13 protein-coding genes are annotated in these 17,998 nt (G+C 70.3%); 1 reads left to right on the forward strand and 12 read right to left on the reverse strand.

The window, feature by feature from the left end:
* From ACIRG6_RS03095 to ACIRG6_RS03150, 12 genes are all read right to left on the reverse strand, one after another.
* Positions 1-1,201 (reverse strand): trypsin-like serine protease (locus ACIRG6_RS03095; protein WP_403320422.1); only part of this gene is annotated, 1,201 nt, incomplete at its 3' end.
* 206 nt (positions 1,202-1,407) lie between these two features.
* Positions 1,408-3,348 (reverse strand): TIGR03960 family B12-binding radical SAM protein, encoded by a 1,941-nt coding sequence (locus tag ACIRG6_RS03100; protein WP_318218545.1) that lies wholly within the window; start codon positions 3,346-3,348, stop codon positions 1,408-1,410.
* A 71-nt stretch (positions 3,349-3,419) separates the two neighbouring features.
* A complete protein-coding gene (locus ACIRG6_RS03105) occupies positions 3,420-4,919 on the reverse strand; it encodes a CYTH and CHAD domain-containing protein (RefSeq protein WP_364679629.1) in 1,500 nt (499 codons plus the stop codon).
* 63 nt (positions 4,920-4,982) lie between these two features.
* Entirely contained in the window at positions 4,983-6,182 is a 1,200-nt protein-coding gene (rodA, locus tag ACIRG6_RS03110; RefSeq protein ID WP_350721301.1) for a rod shape-determining protein RodA, read from the reverse strand.
* Positions 6,179-8,428: a penicillin-binding protein 2 gene (gene mrdA / locus ACIRG6_RS03115; protein WP_364679632.1), complete on the reverse strand. Its 2,250-nt coding sequence runs from the start codon at positions 8,426-8,428 to the stop codon at positions 6,179-6,181. The genes rodA and mrdA overlap by 4 nt, the downstream gene beginning before the upstream one ends.
* Positions 8,429-8,477: 49 nt before the next feature.
* Positions 8,478-9,149, reverse strand: a complete 672-nt coding sequence (gene mreD, locus ACIRG6_RS03120) for a rod shape-determining protein MreD (RefSeq protein ID WP_350721303.1) — start codon at positions 9,147-9,149, stop codon at positions 8,478-8,480.
* Between the two features lie 13 nt (positions 9,150-9,162).
* On the reverse strand, positions 9,163-10,125 hold the full coding sequence (gene mreC, locus ACIRG6_RS03125) for a rod shape-determining protein MreC (RefSeq protein ID WP_364679635.1): 963 nt from the start codon (positions 10,123-10,125) through the stop codon (positions 9,163-9,165).
* Between the two features lie 198 nt (positions 10,126-10,323).
* Complete coding sequence (locus ACIRG6_RS03130) at positions 10,324-11,343, reverse strand: rod shape-determining protein (protein WP_030381728.1); 1,020 nt, start codon at positions 11,341-11,343, stop codon at positions 10,324-10,326.
* Positions 11,344-11,661: 318 nt separating this feature from the next.
* Positions 11,662-12,075 (reverse strand): nucleoside-diphosphate kinase, encoded by a 414-nt coding sequence (ndk, locus tag ACIRG6_RS03135; protein WP_189234500.1) that lies wholly within the window; start codon positions 12,073-12,075, stop codon positions 11,662-11,664.
* Between the two features lie 76 nt (positions 12,076-12,151).
* A complete protein-coding gene (locus ACIRG6_RS03140; protein WP_189234499.1) occupies positions 12,152-12,508 on the reverse strand; it encodes a DUF4233 domain-containing protein in 357 nt (118 codons plus the stop codon).
* A gap of 6 nt (positions 12,509-12,514) precedes the next feature.
* Positions 12,515-14,029, reverse strand: coding sequence for a bifunctional tetrahydrofolate synthase/dihydrofolate synthase (gene folC, locus ACIRG6_RS03145; RefSeq protein WP_403320426.1), 1,515 nt, complete (start codon positions 14,027-14,029; stop codon positions 12,515-12,517).
* 173 nt (positions 14,030-14,202) lie between these two features.
* A complete protein-coding gene (locus tag ACIRG6_RS03150; protein ID WP_225636783.1) occupies positions 14,203-16,827 on the reverse strand; it encodes a valine--tRNA ligase in 2,625 nt (874 codons plus the stop codon).
* A 136-nt stretch (positions 16,828-16,963) separates the two neighbouring features.
* Here ACIRG6_RS03150 and ACIRG6_RS03155 point away from each other — a divergent pair, with 136 nt between their 5' ends.
* A complete protein-coding gene (locus ACIRG6_RS03155; RefSeq protein ID WP_392124034.1) occupies positions 16,964-17,932 on the forward strand; it encodes a hypothetical protein in 969 nt (322 codons plus the stop codon).
* The last annotated feature ends 66 nt before the right edge of the window (positions 17,933-17,998 follow it).

A 17,998-nucleotide genomic window follows, 5' to 3' on the forward strand; every position in this document is an offset into this window, starting at 1 on the left:
CGCCACCGTCGAAATCACCGGAGACCACCTGGGACCGGCCCCAGTCCCAACTGGGGCCGCCGTCGGTGACGTTGTCCCAGACCTTGACCGGCTTGCCGAGGCCGGAGCCCGTACTCGTGAACGTCCACAACGTCGTGCGGTTGACGCCATTGCTCTGCCGGCCGTTGTCGTACAGCACGCCGACGTCGGCGCGGCCGTCGCCGTCGAAGTCGCCGGAGACCACCTTGGACCGGCTCCAGTCCCAGCTGATGGTCCCGGTGCTGTCCCACGTGCGCACCGGCCCGCCGAAGCCGGAACCCGTACTGGCGAACGTCCACAGCGCCGTGCGGTTCGCACCGTCGCTCTGCTGACCGTTGTCGTACAGGACACCGACATCGCCGCGGCCGTCGCCGTCGAAGTCGGAGGCGGGGGTCTGCACGGCGTGAGCGGTGATCCAGTCGCGCACGTCGTCGACCCGGGCACCGATCGCGCTGCTGGAGGTTTCCTCCGGGGTGTCGACGCCGAAGCAGCCCACCTGGTTCGACCGGCTGCTGACGGCGACGAGCTCCGGCCGGCCGTCGACGGTACGGACGACGGGGCCGCCGGCGTCGCCCTGGCAGACCGCGGCGCCGCCGCTCCCCTGCATGACGAGGTCGTCGCCGTCGACGGACGCGACGGAGAAGGTCCCGGTGTGCGCGGCGAGGGGCGCCCACTCCTGTGCCGTACGGCCGTGACCGGCCACGGTGAGGTCCTGGCCGACGGCGGGTGCGGCGCCGGCGACGCCGACCGGTGTCACACCCGTCACGGGCTGCGCGAGACGGGCCAGTACGAGATCGCGGTCGCCGTGCGGAACGAGTTCCACCACGTCCCGGGTCTGCCCGCCGCCCACGGTCGCGACGGTCTTGAGACGGGGCGGTCCGGCCGGGACCGAGAGGCCGGCGGCCGGATCGTCGGCGAAGCAGCTGGCGGCCGTGACCATCCACTCGGGAGAGATCAGCGAGCCCGAACAGCCTCGCTGGTAGTCACCCACCAGCAGCCGGGCGGTGAAGCCGTAGCCGGCACCCTCCGCGGGTGCGCCGACCACCGCGGGGGCCGGGGATGCGGCCAGGAGAAGCAGCGGTGCCGCACCCAGCAGCGCCGTGACCCTGACCGCGGCGGCGCGCAGAGCGCCGCCGCGTCTTGGACGATTCGGAAGGGGGGCATTCTCGCCAGGTGACGTCATCGCAGTCGCAGTCCTAGGGATCGGTCCGGCCGATATGACTCGCGGCTGCGGTCCGCCGACCGCACACCGATGGTCGACGGACCGCACCCCTGGTCATCCAAGACCGCGCCCGGTGATCTCGCCACAGGCCCAAACAGCGCAAACTGACTGTACGTCACACATCTCCCGTGACGTACGTCACCTCACCTGCCCCAGGACGGCGGGCCCTACTTGACCGTCAGCGGCAGCAGCTTCTTGCCGGTCGGGCCGATCTGGATCTCCGTGTCCATCGCGGGGCACACGCCGCAGTCGAAGCACGGGGTCCAGCGGCAGTCCTCGACCTCGGTCTCGTCGAGGGCGTCCTGCCAGTCCTCCCACAGCCAGTCCTTGTCGAGGCCCGAGTCGAGGTGGTCCCAGGGCAGGACCTCCTCGTAGGAGCGCTCGCGGGTGGTGTACCAGTCGACGTCCACGCCGAAGGGCTCCAGGGCCTTGTCGGCGCACGCCATCCAGCGGTCGTAGGAGAAGTGCTCGCGCCAGCCGTCGAAACGGCCGCCGTCGTCGTAGACGGCACGGATGATCGCGCCGGTGCGCCGGTCACCGCGGGACAGCAGGCCCTCGACGATGCCGGGCTTGCCGTCGTGGTAGCGGAAGCCGATGGAGCGGCCGTACTTCTTGTCGCCGCGGATCTTGTCGCGCAGCTTGGCCAGGCGCTCGTCCGTCTCCTCGGCCGAGAGCTGCGGCGCCCACTGGAAGGGGGTGTGGGGCTTGGGGACGAAGCCGCCGATCGAGACCGTGCAGCGGATGTCGTTGGAGCCGGAGACCTCGCGGCCCTTGGCGATCACGCGGGTGGCCATGTCGGCGATCTGCAGGACGTCGTCGTCGGTCTCGGTCGGCAGGCCGCACATGAAGTACAGCTTCACCTGGCGCCAGCCGTTGCCGTAGGCCGTGGCGACGGTGCGGATCAGGTCCTCCTCCGAGACCATCTTGTTGATGACCTTGCGCATGCGCTCGGAGCCGCCCTCGGGGGCGAAGGTCAGGCCGGAGCGGCGGCCGTTCCTCGTCAGTTCGTTGGCCAGGTCGACGTTGAAGGCGTCCACCCGGGTCGACGGGAGGGACAGGCCGATCTTGTCCTCCTCGTACCGGTCCGCGAGGCCCTTGGCGACGTCGCCGATCTCCGAGTGGTCCGCGGAGGACAGCGACAGCAGGCCGACCTCCTCGAAGCCGGTCGCCTTCAGGCCCTTCTCGACCATCTCGCCGATGCCGGTGATGGAGCGCTCGCGCACCGGGCGGGTGATCATGCCGGCCTGGCAGAAGCGGCAGCCTCGGGTGCAGCCGCGGAAGATCTCCACGGACATGCGCTCGTGGACGGTCTCGGCGAGCGGGACGAGCGGCTGCTTGGGGTAGGGCCACTCGTCGAGGTCCATCACCGTGTGCTTGCTGACGCGCCACGGCACGCCCGACCGGTTCGGTACGACGCGGGCGATACGGCCGTCGGGGAGGTACTCCACGTCGTAGAAGCCGGGGACGTACACCCCGCCCGTCCTGGCCAGGCGCAGCAGGAGTTCCTCGCGGCCGCCGGGGCGGCCCTCGGCCTTCCAGGCGCGGACGATCGCGGTGATCTCCAGGACGGCCTGCTCGCCGTCGCCGATCACGGCGCAGTCGATGAAGTCGGCGATCGGCTCGGGGTTGAACGCGGCGTGTCCGCCGGCCAGCACGACCGGGTCGTCGATGCCGCGGTCCTTGGCCTCCAGCGGGATGCCGGCCAGGTCGAGGGCGGCGAGCATGTTCGTGTAGCCGAGCTCCGTGGAGAAGGAGAGGCCGAACACGTCGAAGGCCTTGACCGGGCGGTGGCTGTCGACGGTGAACTGCGGGACGCCGTGCTCCCGCATCAGCGCCTCCAGGTCCGGCCACACGCTGTAGGTGCGCTCGGCGAGGACGCCCTGCTGCTCGTTCAGTACCTCGTAGAGGATCATGACGCCCTGGTTGGGCAGGCCGACCTCGTACGCGTCGGGGTACATCAGGGCCCAGCGGACGTCGCAGCTGTCCCAGGGCTTGACCGTGGAGTTCAGCTCTCCGCCGACGTACTGGATCGGTTTCTGCACGTGCGGGAGCAGAGCTTCGAGCTGCGGAAACACAGACGACACAGACTCGGCGGCTTCGGCAGGCATCTCACGGAACCTTCGTGTGCTGGCAGGGGTGACCATTCAGCGTAACCCGGCCGGCCAGGTCCTCCGTACGCTCAGAGGGACGCCTTGGCGTGGATCTTCCTCCAGCGTCCGGCCAGCCGCTCCTCCGCGGCCGTCGCCCGCTGCTCCTCCCTGCCGTACAGCAGTCCGTACAGGAACGTGTCCTCCCCGGCCGCGTGGGCCACGGCGGACAGCTCCGGCAGGGCGCGGCGGGCCATGACGCTGTCCTGGTGGTCGCCGAGCAGCCGGGTGAGCGACTTCATGGACTTGGTCACGGAGCGGGCGGGCCCGCCGAGCGCCGGGGCGGCGGCCTCGGCCGCGTACCGGGCGCGCTTGGCCTTCTTGCGGGCCTCGTGCAGGGCCACGTCGCGTTCCGGGCCGGGCGGCAGTTCCAGGGCGCCGGTGACGCGGCGGGACACCTTCGCCACGTCCTTGCGCACGGCCCCGGCGAGCACCTTGCGTGGTTTCCGGGCGGCGTCCGGGCGCAGCGGCGGTTCGGCGAGGAGGGCGTCGATCGCGTCGAGCAGCGCGAGGTGGCGGGCGGAGTCCAGGACGGCGACGAGCCGGCCGTGGTCCCGGCGGTGCCGGGCGTCGGCCCAGGTGACGAGCCGCCGGTGCGCCGGGCCGGTGGGGACGCTGTCCGGCAGTCCGTCCAGGGCGCCGGTCAGCCGTTCGGCCAGGACCTCCTGGTCGCGTTCGGCGCCCAGCCGGCCGGCCAGCCACTTCAGCTCTGCCGCGATGGGGTCGGTGACGGCGCGGTCCAGGACGTCGGGGAAGCTGCGGAAGGTGCCGCGCATCCGGCGGGTGGCCACGCGCATCTGGTGGACCGAGTCGGCGACGTCCCGGCGGACGGCGGGGTCGTGGGCGACGATCGCGTCGCGCTGGGTGCGCAGGTAGGCGACGACGTGGTCGCCGGCGGTCGCGGGCTCGGCGCGCCCCGCGGACCGGGGGCGGGTACCGCCGGTCGCCTCCAGGGCCCTGGCGAGCTTCGACGGTGACGCCGAGGGCCGGGCGCCCGCCGTGTGCAGCCGTTCCTCGACCCGGTCCAGGAGCGCGGGGTCGCCGTCCTCGGCCAGTTCCACCTCGATCTCGGTCCAGTGGGCGGTCGCACCCGTTCGGCCGAGCCGCTCGGCGGTCACGGTGTCGGTACTGGCCTCGGCCAGCACCGCGCCGCCTGCGCCGATCAGACGCCGTGCGTCCCGGGTGGAGCGCAGCCGGACGACGGGCAGCAGGGCGCTGCCGCGGACACGCGAGCGGACCAGTGCGGCGAGGGCCTCGGGGACGTCGTCGCCGAGGGCGGCCTGGATCTCGTCGCGGACACCGGGGGCGACGGGCAGTTTGAGATGCCAGCCGGCGTCGTCGCCGCCGGTGCGGCGGCGCAGGGTGATGCCGTCGGCGGCGAGGCGTTCGTCGGCGGTGTCGTAGTAGGTGGCGTCGAGGTGGGTGACGCCCGCGTCCACCACCTCAGTGACGCCGGGGACGCCGGTGAGGTCGGGAAGGCCGTCGTGGTCCGCCTCGTACTTCCGCTCGATCTCCCGCCGTGTCTTCGTCATGTAAGGGAACCTTGCCGCCACCGAGGGGCCGGAAACGACGCGTCCGGGCCCGGCCCCGGAGGGCTACGCCGACATGGGCCGTTGCACGGTGATCGACTGCAGGAGTCCGACCGCTATCCACACGGCGAACATCGACGAGCCGCCGTACGAGACGAAGGGCAGAGGCAGGCCGGTGACCGGCATGATGCCCAGGGTCATGCCGATGTTCTCGAAGGCCTGGAAGGCGAACCAGGCGACGATGCCGGCGGCGACGACCGTGCCGTACAGGTCGGTCGTGTCCCGGGCGATCCGGCAGGCGCGCCAGAGCACCACGCCGAGCAGGAGGACGATGAGGCCCGCGCCGAGGAAGCCCAGTTCCTCGCCGGCGACGGTGAAGACGAAGTCGGTCTGCTGTTCCGGCACGAAGCGGCCCGTGGTCTGCGAGCCGTGGAAGAGGCCGGAGCCGGTGAGGCCGCCCGAGCCGATGGCGATGCGCGCCTGGTTCGTGTTGTAGCCGACGCCGGCGGGGTCGAGCTCGGGGTTGGCGAAGGCCGCGAACCGGGCGATCTGGTAGTCGTCCAGGACGCCCAGCTGCCACACGGCGAGCGCGCCGAGCGTGCCGGTGCCGAGCAGTCCGAAGACCCACCGGTTGGAGGCGCCGGAGGCGAGCAGGACGCCCAGCACGATGATGACCATGACCATGACCGATCCGAGGTCGGGCATGAGCATCACGATCAGCATCGGCACGGTGGCCAGGCCGAGGGCCTGGAGGACGGTCCGGTGGTCGGGATAGGGCCGGTCGCCCGCGTCCACCCGTGCGGCCAGCAGCATCGCCATGCCCAGGATGATCGTGAGCTTCACGAACTCGGAGGGCTGGAGGGAGAAGCCGCCGGGGAGCTTGATCCAGGAGTGGGCGCCGTTGATGGTCGAGCCGAGCGGCGTGAGCACCAGCAGGATCAGGAAGACGGAGGCGCCGTACAGGAGCGGCACGGCCGTGCGCAGGGCACGGTGGCCGAGCCAGACGGTGGCGACCATCAGGGCGAGCCCGATGCCGGTGTTCAGCAGGTGCCGGGTCAGGAAGAAGTACTGGTCGCCCTGGTTGAGCTCGGTGCGGTTGCGGGTGGCCGAGTAGACGAGCAGGGAGCCCAGCAGGGACAGCGCTAGGCCCGCAAGCAGTATCGGCCAGTCGAGCCGCCGGGCGAGGGAGTCACGGGCGAAGAGGCGGGTCCAGCCGGCCCGCTCGGGTCCGTATCCGGAGACCTGGAAGCTGTTGGCTCCGGTCATGCGCGCGTCCTCCGCTTCCGCCTGCGGGTCTGCCGGTTCCCGGTGTCGGGCGGGTTCACGGTCGCCTGCTGGTCCTGGTCCTGCTGTCCGGCGGGGGCGTCGCCGCCCTCGTCGGTGGCCTTCTCGGTGGGCTGGAGGTCCTTCACCGGGTCCTTGGAGACCTTCGGGGAGGTGATGGTGCCGTCCGCCTTGATCTTCGGCAGACTCTTGACCGGCTGGGGCAGCAGCGCCTTCTTCGTGTCGATCTTCCCGTCGTCCGAGACGCCGTACAGGGCGTCGTAGATGTTGCGGACGGCGGGACCCGAGGCACCGGAACCGGTGCCGCCCTGGGAGATCGTCATGACGATCGAGTAGTCCTTGGTGTACGTGGCGAACCACGAGGTGGTCTGCTTGCCGTAGACCTCGGCGGTACCCGTCTTGGCGTGCATCGGGATCTCGTCCTGCGGCCAGCCGCCGAACCGCCACGCGGCGGTACCTCGGGTGGCGACGCCGGCGAGGGCGTCGTCCATCTTGGCCAGCGTGGTCTTGCTTATCGGCAGCTTGCCGTGCGACGCGGGCTCGATCTCGTCGACCCGCTTGCCGTCGGGGCTGACGACCGCCTTGCCGATGGTCGGGTTGTACAGCGTGCCGCCGTTGGAGATGGCCGCGTAGATGGTGGCCATCTGGATGGGGGTGACGAGGGTGTCGCCCTGGCCGATGGAGTAGTTGATGGAGTCACCGGCGCGCATCTTGTTGCCCTCGAGGCAGTTCTCGTACGCGATCTTCTCGACGTAGGAGCCGTCCTTCTTCCCCGTCTTGCACCAGGCGTCCTTGTTGGCGTTCCAGTAGTCCTGCTTCCACTGGCGGTCGGGGACGCGGCCGGAGACCTCGTTCGGCAGGTCGATGCCGGTCTCCTTGCCGAGGCCGAACTGGTGGGCCGCCTTGTAGAAGTAGTCGTTGGGCTTCTTCGGGTTCATCCCGCCGTCCTTCTTCCACTGCTCGTGCGCGAGCCGGTAGTAGACGGTGTCGCAGGAGAGCTCGAGGGCGCGGCCGATGCTGATCGAGCCGTTGTCGGCCGACTCGAAGTTCTTGAAGACCTGTCCCCCTACGGAGTAGGAGCTGGAGCAGGGGTAGCTGCCGTCGAAGTCGTAGCCGGCCTCCACCGCGGCGGCCGAGGAGACGACCTTGAAGATCGAGCCGGGGGCCGCCTGGCCCTGGGTGGCCCGGTTCAGCAGCGGGTAGTTGGAGTCCTTGCCGGTGAGCTTCTTGTAGTCCTTTGCGGAGATGCCGCCGACCCAGGCGTTCGGGTCGTACGTCGGGTTGGAGGCCATGGCGACGACGCGGCCGGTCTTGGCCTCCAGTACCACGACGGCACCGGCGTCGGCCTCGTAGGTGCGGCCGGTGTTGCGGTCCATCTCCTTGCGGGCGGTCTTCATGGCCTCGTTCAGCTCGTACTCGGCGACGCGCTGGACGCGGGAGTCGATGCTGGTGACGAGGTTGGAGCCGGGCACGCCCGGGTCGGACTCGGCCTCGCCGATGACGCGGCCGAGGTTGTCGACCTCGTAGCGGGTGACGCCGGCCTTGCCGCGCAGCGCCTTGTCGTACTGGCGCTCCAGTCCGGAGCGGCCGACCTGGTCCGAGCGCAGGAAGGGCGAGTCGGTGTCCTGGGCCTTCTGGATCTCCTCGTCGGTGACCGGGGAGAGGTACCCGAGGACCTGGGCGGTGTTGGACTTGCCGGGGGCCGCGTAGCGGCGGACGGCCATGGGTTCGGCGGTGATGCCGGGGAAGTCCTCGGCGCGCTCGCGGATCTGCAGGGCCTGCTTGGGGGTGGCCTCGTCGGTGACGGGGATCGGCTGGTACGGCGAGCCGTTCCAGCAGGGCTGCGGCGTCTTGGCGTCGCACAGCCGGACCTTGTCCATGACCTCCTGGGGCTGCATGCCCAGGACGCCGGCGAGCTTGGTGAGGACGGCCTTGCCGTCGTCCCTCATCTTCAGCAGGTCGGTGCGGGAGGCGGAGACGACCAGCCGGGTCTCGTTGTCGGCGAGGGCCACGCCGCGCGCGTCCAGGATGGAGCCGCGGGTGGCGGGCTGGACGACCTGCTGGACGTGGTTGCCGGAGGCTTCCTTGGCGTACTCGTCGCCCTGGCGGATCTGCAGGTACCAGAGCCGGCCGCCGAGCGTGCCGAGGAGGGAGAGGACCAGGATCTGGATGACGACGAGACGGGTCTGAACGCGTGTGTTCCGGCCGGTCTCGGGGATATTGGTCACTGCCTCCCCCTCGTGAAGTGCGTGCTGTCCGTGGTGTGCTGCCGCGTCGTCACAGCCGCTTGACCCCCTTGATGCGTCCGGCCCGGGCCACCCGGGCCCGCGCCGCCTTCACCCGCAGTCCGCCGCGCTGCTGCCCGATGCGCAGTCCGGTGCCCGAGGAGAGCCAGCCGGAGGAGATGTCGGTGGCCTGGGCGGTGGAGCCGGCCTCGGCCAGCGGGTCGTTCTCGGCGCGGCGGGCGAGCGCCATGATGCCGGGCACCACGAAGGGTGCGAGCAGCAGGTCGTACAGCGCGGCCGTGAACAGCAGTCCGGGCAGGCCCACATGGCGGGCGGCGGTGTCGCCGACGAGGGCGCCGACGCCGGCGTAGAGCAGGGTGGTGCCGACGGCGGCGGCGACGACCACGACCATCGGGCCCGTGGCCGACCGCAGCCGGCCGTTGTCCGGTTTGGCGAGCCCGGCGAGGTAGCCGATGACGCAGAGCACCAGGGCGTAGCGGCCGGCCGCGTGGTCGGCGGGCGGGGCGAGGTCGGCGAGGAGTCCGGCGCCGAAGCCGACGAGGGCGCCGCCGACGTGACCGTAGACCAGGGCGAGGCCGAGGACGGTGAGCAGCACGAGGTCGGGGACGGCGCCGGGCAGGTGGAGGCGGGCGAGGACGCAGACCTGGATCACCAGGGCGACGACGACCAGGGAGACGGACAGCAGGATCCGGTTGACGCGCATGGGACGAAAGCTCCTACTGCTCGGTCTGTTCGGACTGCTCGGACTGCGCCTGGCCGTCGGGGGCCTCCGCGGACGGGGTCACGGTCACCGTCACGGTGGGCGTGGGTTTCGGCTGGGGCTTGGCCGGGAGCACCGTGTCGCGCGGGTCCTTCGCCGGGGCCTGGACGACGACGCCGACGATGTCGAGCTTGGTGAAGGAGGCGAACGGCGTGACGTAGAGGGTGCGGGTCAGGTCGCCGCCGGAGGGGTCGACGCGGCTGACGGTGCCGACCGGGACGCCGGGCACGAAGGGCTTGTCCGCCTGGGAGCCGAAGGTGACGAGGCGGTCGCCCTTCTTCACGTCGGCCTTGCCGTTGAGGAGCTCGACGCGCAGCGGGCGGTCGCCCTGCCCGGAGGCGAAGCCGAGTTCGTCGCCGGCCTCCATGCGGGTGCCGACGGTGAAGTCGGGGTCGTTGGCGAGCAGCACGGTGGCCGTGTTGGGCCCGACGGTGGTGACGCGCCCGACCAGCCCGTCGCTGTTGAGGACGGTCATGTCCCGTTCGATGCCGTCGTTGGCGCCGGCGTCGATCGTGATGGTCCAGGAGAAGCCCTGGGCCGCTCCTATGGCGATGACCTGGGCGCCCTTGATGCCGTACTGGCCGGCGCCGGCCAGGCCCAGCATCTTGTCGAGCTGCTTGAGACGGCTGCGGCCGCGTTCGTCGCTGCCGAGCTTCGCCTTGAGGGCCGCGTTCTGCGTCTCCAGTTCGGCGAGCCGGTCGTGCCGGTCGCCCGAGTCGCGGATCGCGGAGACCGCGTTGCCGACCGGGTCGACCGCGGACGACACCCCGTTCTCGATCGGACCGAAGACGGTGGCCGCGGCCTGCCGGGCGCCGTCGACCGGTGAGTCCTCCCCACCGCGGATGTCCACCGTGATCAGCGCGAACGCGACGGCGATCAGCAGCACCAGGAGCAGCCGGCTCTCTTTCGTGTCCCTCACGTGCGGCGGCCGTGCCTTCCTCGTCGGAATTCGGGAATTACGTTGCGGTGTTCAGGAATTCTGGGGATTCAAGGCGGGCGCCCGTCTCGCCCGGTCCGGGCACTGTGGGCGTCTCATGTCCCTTTGTCTTACGTCTCTATATCAACGATCCGCCGCACGAGAGGAGATCGTCTCGTACGGCGGAACCGAAGTGTCACGTCATCTGCGGGGCTGGGCGTCCAGCACCTGCTGGAGCGCCTCGAACTCCTCGACGCACTTTCCGGAGCCGAGCGCCACGCTGTCCAGCGGATCCTCCGCGATGTGGATCGGCATGCCGGTCTCCCGGCGCAGCCGCTCGTCGAGGCCGCGCAGCAGCGCGCCGCCGCCGGTCAGCACGATGCCCCGGTCCATGATGTCGCCGGAGAGCTCCGGCGGACACTTGTCGAGGGTCGTCTTGACGGCGTCGACGATCGCGTTGACGGGTTCCTCGATCGCCTTGCGTACTTCGGCGGCCGAGATGACGACGGTCTTGGGCAGTCCGGACACGAGGTCCCGGCCGCGGATTTCGGTGTGCTCGTCGGAGTCCAGGTCGTACGCCGATCCGATCGTGATCTTGATCTGTTCGGCCGTGCGCTCACCCAGCAGAAGGCTGTACTCCTTCTTCACGTGCTGGATGATCGCGTTGTCCAGCTCGTCACCCGCGACGCGAATGGACTGGGCGGTGACGATGCCGCCGAGCGAGATGACCGCGACCTCCGTGGTGCCGCCGCCGATGTCGACCACCATGTTGCCCGTGGCCTCGTGGACCGGCAGGCCGGAGCCGATGGCCGCGGCCATGGGCTCCTCGATGATGTGCACCTGACGGGCGCCGGCCTGGGACGACGCCTCGATGACGGCGCGGCGCTCGACGCCGGTGATGCCCGAGGGCACACAGACGACGACCCGCGGACGAGCCAGATAACGCCGCTTGTGGATCTTCAGGATGAAGTAGCGGAGCATCCGCTCGGTGATCTCGAAGTCGGCGATCACGCCGTCCTTCAGCGGACGCACGGCAACGATGTTGCCGGGCGTGCGCCCGATCATCTTCTTCGCTTCGGCGCCGACCGCGAGGATGCCACCGGTGTTGGTGTTGATCGCGACGACGGACGGCTCGTTGAGTACGATCCCGCGACCCCTGACGTACACCAGCGTGTTGGCGGTCCCGAGGTCGACAGCCATGTCACGGCCGATGAACGACATTGAGTTCCCCATCAGGATTCGACTGGCCTTCCCGGCAGCTTTTGAGGGCTTTTCAGGACGGCGAGGTGGGTGCAGTGACGCGTGGAGGCTTCCATCGTAGACGCGCTTTCGCGAACACTGCGCGAGGGTCTTCGCCATTGTCAGCAGATGGCGCATCGCCTCGCTTGTGGAGACGGGCCAACGGTGGGATCCGTTCCCCCGAACAGGCGCGCATATGCCACAGGGCGGTCGCTTCTACGCGACCGCCCCGGTCGGCCCGCGACCATTCGGCTGACGTACTGTCAGAAAAAAGACTGTCCGGCGTGTCCCGGAGAAGGCTCAGACGCGGCCCGGGAAGAAGATCTTCAGCTCGCGCTCGGCCGACTCCTCGGAGTCGGAGGCGTGGATCAGGTTCTCCCGGACGATGACACCGAAGTCCCCGCGGATGGAGCCGGGGGCCGCGGCGATCGGGTCGGTCGGGCCGGCCAGGGCGCGCACGCCCTCGATGACCCGCTCGCCCTCGACGACCAGGGCCACGACCGGGCCGGAGGACATGAACGCGACCAGCGGCTCGTAGAAGGGCTTGCCCTTGTGCTCGCCGTAGTGCTGCTCCAGCGTCTCGGTGTCCAGCGTGCGCAGCTCCAGCGCGGTGATCTGCCAGCCGGCCTTGCGTTCGATACGGCTGATGATCTCGCCGGTCAGGCCACGACGGACGGCGTCGGGCTTGAGGAGGACGAGGGTGCGCTGGGTCACGAGGGCTCCTTGGAAGGTACGAGTGTGCGGTTGTGCGAGGTGATGACTGAGGTTACCGGGCGTGTCGCGGCGGCCGTCACGCAGCGTCAGGAGCGGAGGCCTCGGCCTGGGCCGCGAACCTCGCCTTCGCCTCGTCGATCTTCCGCCCGTAGTGCACCGACGCCCACCACAGGGCGGCGAAGACCGCGCCCATGAAGAACATCGTCGGCACGACGAACCCGGAGGCGATCAGGGCGATCTGCAGGGCCCAGCCGAAGGCGACACCGCCCGGCCGGGTCACCAGGCCGCACAGCACCACGCACAGGAACATCGCGACACCGCTGACCGTCCACACGGTGCCCATGGACAGGTCGGGGTCCTTCATGGCGACCAGTCCGGCGAAGCCGATCAGGAAGAACTCGCCGATCAAGGTCGAAGCACAGAGCGTACGCACGGTTTCTCAGCCCTTCCCCAGCAGCAGCCGGGCCTCGCCGACGGTGATGACGGAACCGGTGACGAGCACGCCGCCGCCCGCGAACTCGCCCTCCTCCTCGGCCAGCGTGATCGCGGCCTCCAGGGCGTCCGGCAGCCGCGGCTCGACCTGGACGCGCTCCTCACCGAACACCTCGACGGCGATCGCGGCCAGCTCGTCGGCGTCCATCGCGCGGTGGCTGGAGTTCTGGGTGACGACGACCTCGGCGAAGACGGGCTCGAACGCCTCCAGCAGCCCGCGCACGTTCTTGTCGCCGCTGGCGCCGACCACACCGATGAGCCGGCTGAACTGGAACGCCTCCCCGACCGCGTCCGCGGTGACCCGGGCGCCCGCCGGATTGTGCGCGGCATCCAGCACCACGGTGGGCGAGCGCCGCACGACCTCCATGCGTCCCGGTGAGGCGACGGCGGCGAAGGCCTTGCGCACGGTGTCGATGTCCAGCGGCTCGGGACGCTGCGCGCCGACGCCGAAGAACGCCTCGACGGCGGCCAGCGCCACCGCCGCGTTGTGCGCTTGGTGGGCGCCGTGCAGCGGCAGGTAGACCTCGGTGTACTCACCGCCCAGCCCGCGCAGGGTCACCATCTGCCCGCCGACGGCGACCTGCCGGGCCACGACCCCGAACTCCAGCCCCTCGCGGGCCACCGTGGCGTTCACGTCCACGGCCTTCTTCAACAGCACCTGCGCCGCGTCCACCGGCTGCTGGGCCAGGATCACGGTGGCGTCCTGCTTGACGATGCCGGCCTTCTCGGTCGCGATCTCTCCGGGCGTCTCACCGAGCCGGTCGGTGTGGTCCAGATCGATGGGGGTGACGACGGCGACGTCCCCGTCGATGACGTTGGTGGCGTCCCAGGAACCGCCCATCCCGACCTCGACGACGGCCACGTCGACGGGCGCGTCGGCGAAGGCGGCGTACGCCATGCCGGTCAGCACCTCGAAGAAGGACAACCGGTACTCCTGCTGCGCGTCGACCATCTCGACGTACGGCTTGATGTCCTCGTACGTCTCGATGAACCGCTCGGCGGAGATCGGCGCCCCGTCCAGGCTGATCCGCTCGGTGATCGACTGCACGTGCGGCGAGGTGTACCGCCCGGTGCGCAGCTCGAAGGCGCCGAGCAGGGCCTCGATCATGCGGGCGGTGGAGGTCTTGCCGTTGGTCCCGGTGATGTGGATGGACGGGTACGAGCGCTGCGGCTCCCCCAGGACGTCCATCAGTGCGGCGATCCGGGCGACGGACGGCTCCAGCTTGGTCTCGCCCCAGCGGGTGGCGAGCTCCGTCTCCACCCCGCGCAGGGCCTTGTCCACCTCGGGATCCTCGGGCCGCCCGGGGATGTCGGCCTGCGGGGGGCCGCCCTGGGTGCGCAGGGTACGGCTGCCGGCCTCGATGACCGCGAGGTCGGGGTCGCGGGTCGTCTCCGCGTCGATGATCTCGTCGAAGGAGTCCGCGGGGTCGGGCTGGTCGTTCTCGCCGGGGATGTCGCTCACGGGAACCAGTCTACGGAGGCCGACCGACAGGACGACCACGGAGTGGGGTGGCTCGGGTTTCGCGGCGAGTGCGGGTGGTTCGTGGCTGGTCGCGCAGTTCCCCGCACCCCTGAGGCACGTGAAGGCTCCCGGTGCCTGCAACGGCACCGGGAGCCTTCATTCCGTCTTGGCGGCTACGCCTGCGGCAACCGCTCCAGCTGCGCAGCGATCCGCGCGATGTCCTCGTCCGCCTTGGCCAGCCGCCCCCGGATCTTGTCGACGACGTGATCCGGCGCCTTCGCGAGGAACGCCTCGTTGCCGAGCTTGCCGTTGGCCTGCGCCTTCTCCTTCTCCGCCGCGGCAAGGTCCTTCGCCAGCCGCTTCCGCTCCGCCGCGAAGTCGATCACCCCGGACAGGTCCAGCGCGACCTCGGCCCCCGCCACCGGCAGCGTCGCCGTCGCCGTGAAGGACTCCCCCTCCGGCTGGAGCCGCAGGAGCTGCCGGATCGCCGCCTCGTGCGGGGCGAGCGCCGTGCCGTCGACCGTCAGCCGGGCCGGGACCCGCTGCCCGGGCTGCAGGCCCTGGTCGGCCCGGAAGCGCCGCACCTCGGTGATGACGGACTGAACCGTCCCGATCTCCCGCTCCGCGTCCGCGTCCCGGAAGCCGCTGTCGGCCGGCCAGTCCGCGATGACGACGGACTCGCCACCGGTCAGCGTGGTCCACAGCGTCTCGGTGACGAAGGGCACGACCGGGTGCAGCAGCCTCAGCGTGACGTCCAGGACCTCGCCGAGGACCCGCTTGGAGACCTCGGCGGCCTCGCCGCCCGCCTGGAAGGTGGTCTTGGACAGCTCGACGTACCAGTCGAAGACCTCGTCCCACGCGAAGTGGAACAGCGCGTCCGACAGCTTCGCGAACTGGAAGTCGTCGTAGTACGCGTCCACCTCGGCGACGACCGAGTTCAGCCGCGACAGGATCCACCGGTCGGTGGCGGACATCGCCGACGGCTCCGGCAGCGGGCCGTCCACCGTCGCGCCGTTCATCAGCGCGAACCGCGTCGCGTTCCAGATCTTGTTGGCGAAGTTCCGCGAGCCCTGGACCCAGTCCTCGCCGATCGGGACGTCCACGCCCGGGTTGGCACCGCGCGCCAGGGTGAAGCGCAGGGCGTCGGAGCCGTACTTGTCCATCCAGTCCAGCGGGTTGACCGCGTTGCCGAAGGACTTCGACATCTTCTTGCCGAACTGGTCGCGGACCATGCCGTGCAGGGCGATGGTGTGGAACGGCGGGGTGCCGTCCATCGCGTAGAGGCCGAACATCATCATCCGGGCGACCCAGAAGAAGAGGATGTCGTAGCCGGTGACCAGGACCGAGTTCGGGTAGAACTTCGCGAGCGACTCGGTCTGTTCGGGCCAGCCCAGCGTGGAGAAGGGCCACAGGCCGGAGGAGAACCAGGTGTCGAGGACGTCGGTGTCCTGGTGCCAGCCCTCGCCGGTCGGCGCCTCGTCGTCCGGTCCGACGCAGACCACCTCGCCGTTCGGCCCGTACCAGACGGGGATGCGGTGGCCCCACCACAACTGCCGCGAGATGCACCAGTCGTGGAGGTTGTCGACCCAGTCGAAGTACCGCTTCTCCATCTCCTGCGGATGGATCTTGACGCGGCCGTCGCGGACGGCGTCACCGGCCGCCTTCGCGAGCGGGCCGACCTTGACCCACCACTGCATGGACAGGCGCGGCTCGATGGTGGTCTTGCAGCGCGAGCAGTGGCCGACGCTGTGGACGTAGGGCCGCTTCTCGGCGACGATCCGGCCCTCGGCGCGCAGTGCGGCGACGATGGCGGAGCGGGCCTCGAGCCGGTCCAGGCCCTGGAAGGGGCCGTGGGCGGTGATGACGGCGTGCTCGTCCATCACGGTGAGGGACGGCAGGTCGTGCCGCTGGCCGATCTCGAAGTCGTTCGGGTCGTGGGCCGGCGTCACCTTGACGGCGCCCGTGCCGAACTCGGGGTCGACGTGCTCGTCCGCGACGACCGGGATGGAACGGTCGGTCAGCGGCAGCTTGATGAGCTTGCCGACGAGGTGCTTGTAGCGCTCGTCCTCGGGGTGGACGGCGACGGCGGTGTCACCGAGCATCGTCTCGGCACGGGTGGTGGCGACGACGATGGTGTCGTCCCCGTCGCCGTACTTCATGGAGACGAGCTCGCCGTCGTCGTCCTGGTACTCGACCTCGATGTCGGAGATCGCGGTCAGGCAGCGCGGGCACCAGTTGATGATGCGCTCGGCGCGGTAGATCAGCTCGTCGTCGTAGAGCCGCTTGAAGATGGTCTGGACGGCCTGGGAGAGGCCCTCGTCCATGGTGAAGCGCTCGCGCGACCAGGCGACGCCGTCGCCGAGGCGGCGCATCTGGCCGGAGATCTGCCCGCCGGACTCGCCCTTCCACTTCCAGACCCGCTCGACGAAGGCCTCCCGGCCCAGGTCGTGGCGGGACTTGCCCTCCTTGGCGAGCTCCCGCTCGACGACGTTCTGCGTGGCGATGCCGGCGTGGTCCATGCCGGGCTGCCAGAGCGTCTCGAACCCCTGCATGCGCTTGCGGCGCGTCAGGGCGTCGATGAGCGTGTGCTCGAAGGCGTGCCCGAGGTGCAGGCTGCCCGTGACGTTCGGCGGCGGGATGACGACGGTGAACGGCGGCTTGTCGCTCTTGGCGTCCGCCTCGAAGTAGCCCCGCTCTACCCAGCGCTCGTACAGCGGCCCCTCTACGTCGGCCGGCGCATAGGTGGTCGGCAGTTCGGTGTCGGGCGCTGGTGGCTGCTGCTGAGCGTTCTCGGTCACGCGCTCAGTTTAAGGGCGTCACGACCGTGTCCCGAAACGCATTCCTTTGTAACGGTGCCGCCCCCCGGTGACCTGCGCACGCCAGGTCTGCGTCAGGATGTCAGCACCACGTAAGCATCTGGAGGGGAACCCAGCAATGAGTCACAACCAGCCGGGCCCGTACGGCGGGCAGCCTCAGCAGCCCGGGCCGTACGGCCAGCCGGGACCGTACGGCCAGCAGCCGCCGCAGGCCCCCCAGCCCGGCTACGGCTACCCCCAGCAGACGCCTCCCGCCCAGCCGGGTTACGGCTACCCGCAGCAGGCGCCTCCCCCGCAGCAGGGCTACGGCTACCCGCAGCAGCCCGCGCAGGGCGGTGTCCCGCCGCAGGCCCCCTACGGCCAGCAGCCCTACGGCATGCCCCAGCCCCCGGCGCCGGCCGGCGGCAAGAAGAAGACGGGCCTGATCATCGGCGTGGTCGCGGTCGTGGCGGCGATCGGCGTGGGCGCGTACTTCGTGATCGGCGGGGGCGGCGGCTCAGGCGCCGGCGACATCGCCGACGACGGCCCCCACAAGCTGACGACTCCTGCCACGGTGCTCGGTGAGTACAAAAAGGGCGAGAGCGACAGCAACACCATGGACGAGAGCGACATGAAGGACGCCGCTCAGTGGGGGGTGAAGGACCCCAAGGACGTCAGCGCCTCGTACGAAGCGGGCAACGAGGACAACCCGCTGGCCGCGAAGATGCTCTCCTTCGGCGGCGTCTACGGCACGATCGACGACCCCGAGAAGACCGTCGACGCGATGTTCGCCCACATGAAGAAGGAGAGCCAGACGGGCGGCGAGGACGAGGACGTCACCCTGGTCGGCGACCCGAAGGAGTACAAGCCCTCCTCCCTCGAAGGCGCTGTCATCAAGTGCCAGGAGGCCAAGGTCGACAACTCCGACGGCGGCGCGAACGAGCCGAAGTCGATGACCATGACGTACTGCATCTGGGGTGACCACAGCACCCTCGGCTTCGTCATGCCGATGAACCTGCTGGACATCGCGGGCGGCAAGAAGACCGACCCCGCCGAGGCGGCCGAGATCACCGCCAAGCTCCGCAAGGAGGTCCGCGTCAAGGCCTGACGCCGGCGCGCAGGACGAACGCCGAAGGGGCCCGGTCGGTCGACCGGGCCCCTTCCGTATGCGTAC

The organism is Streptomyces flaveolus (genome assembly GCF_044765825.1).
Taxonomy (GTDB): Bacteria; Actinomycetota; Actinomycetes; order Streptomycetales; family Streptomycetaceae; genus Streptomyces; species Streptomyces flaveolus.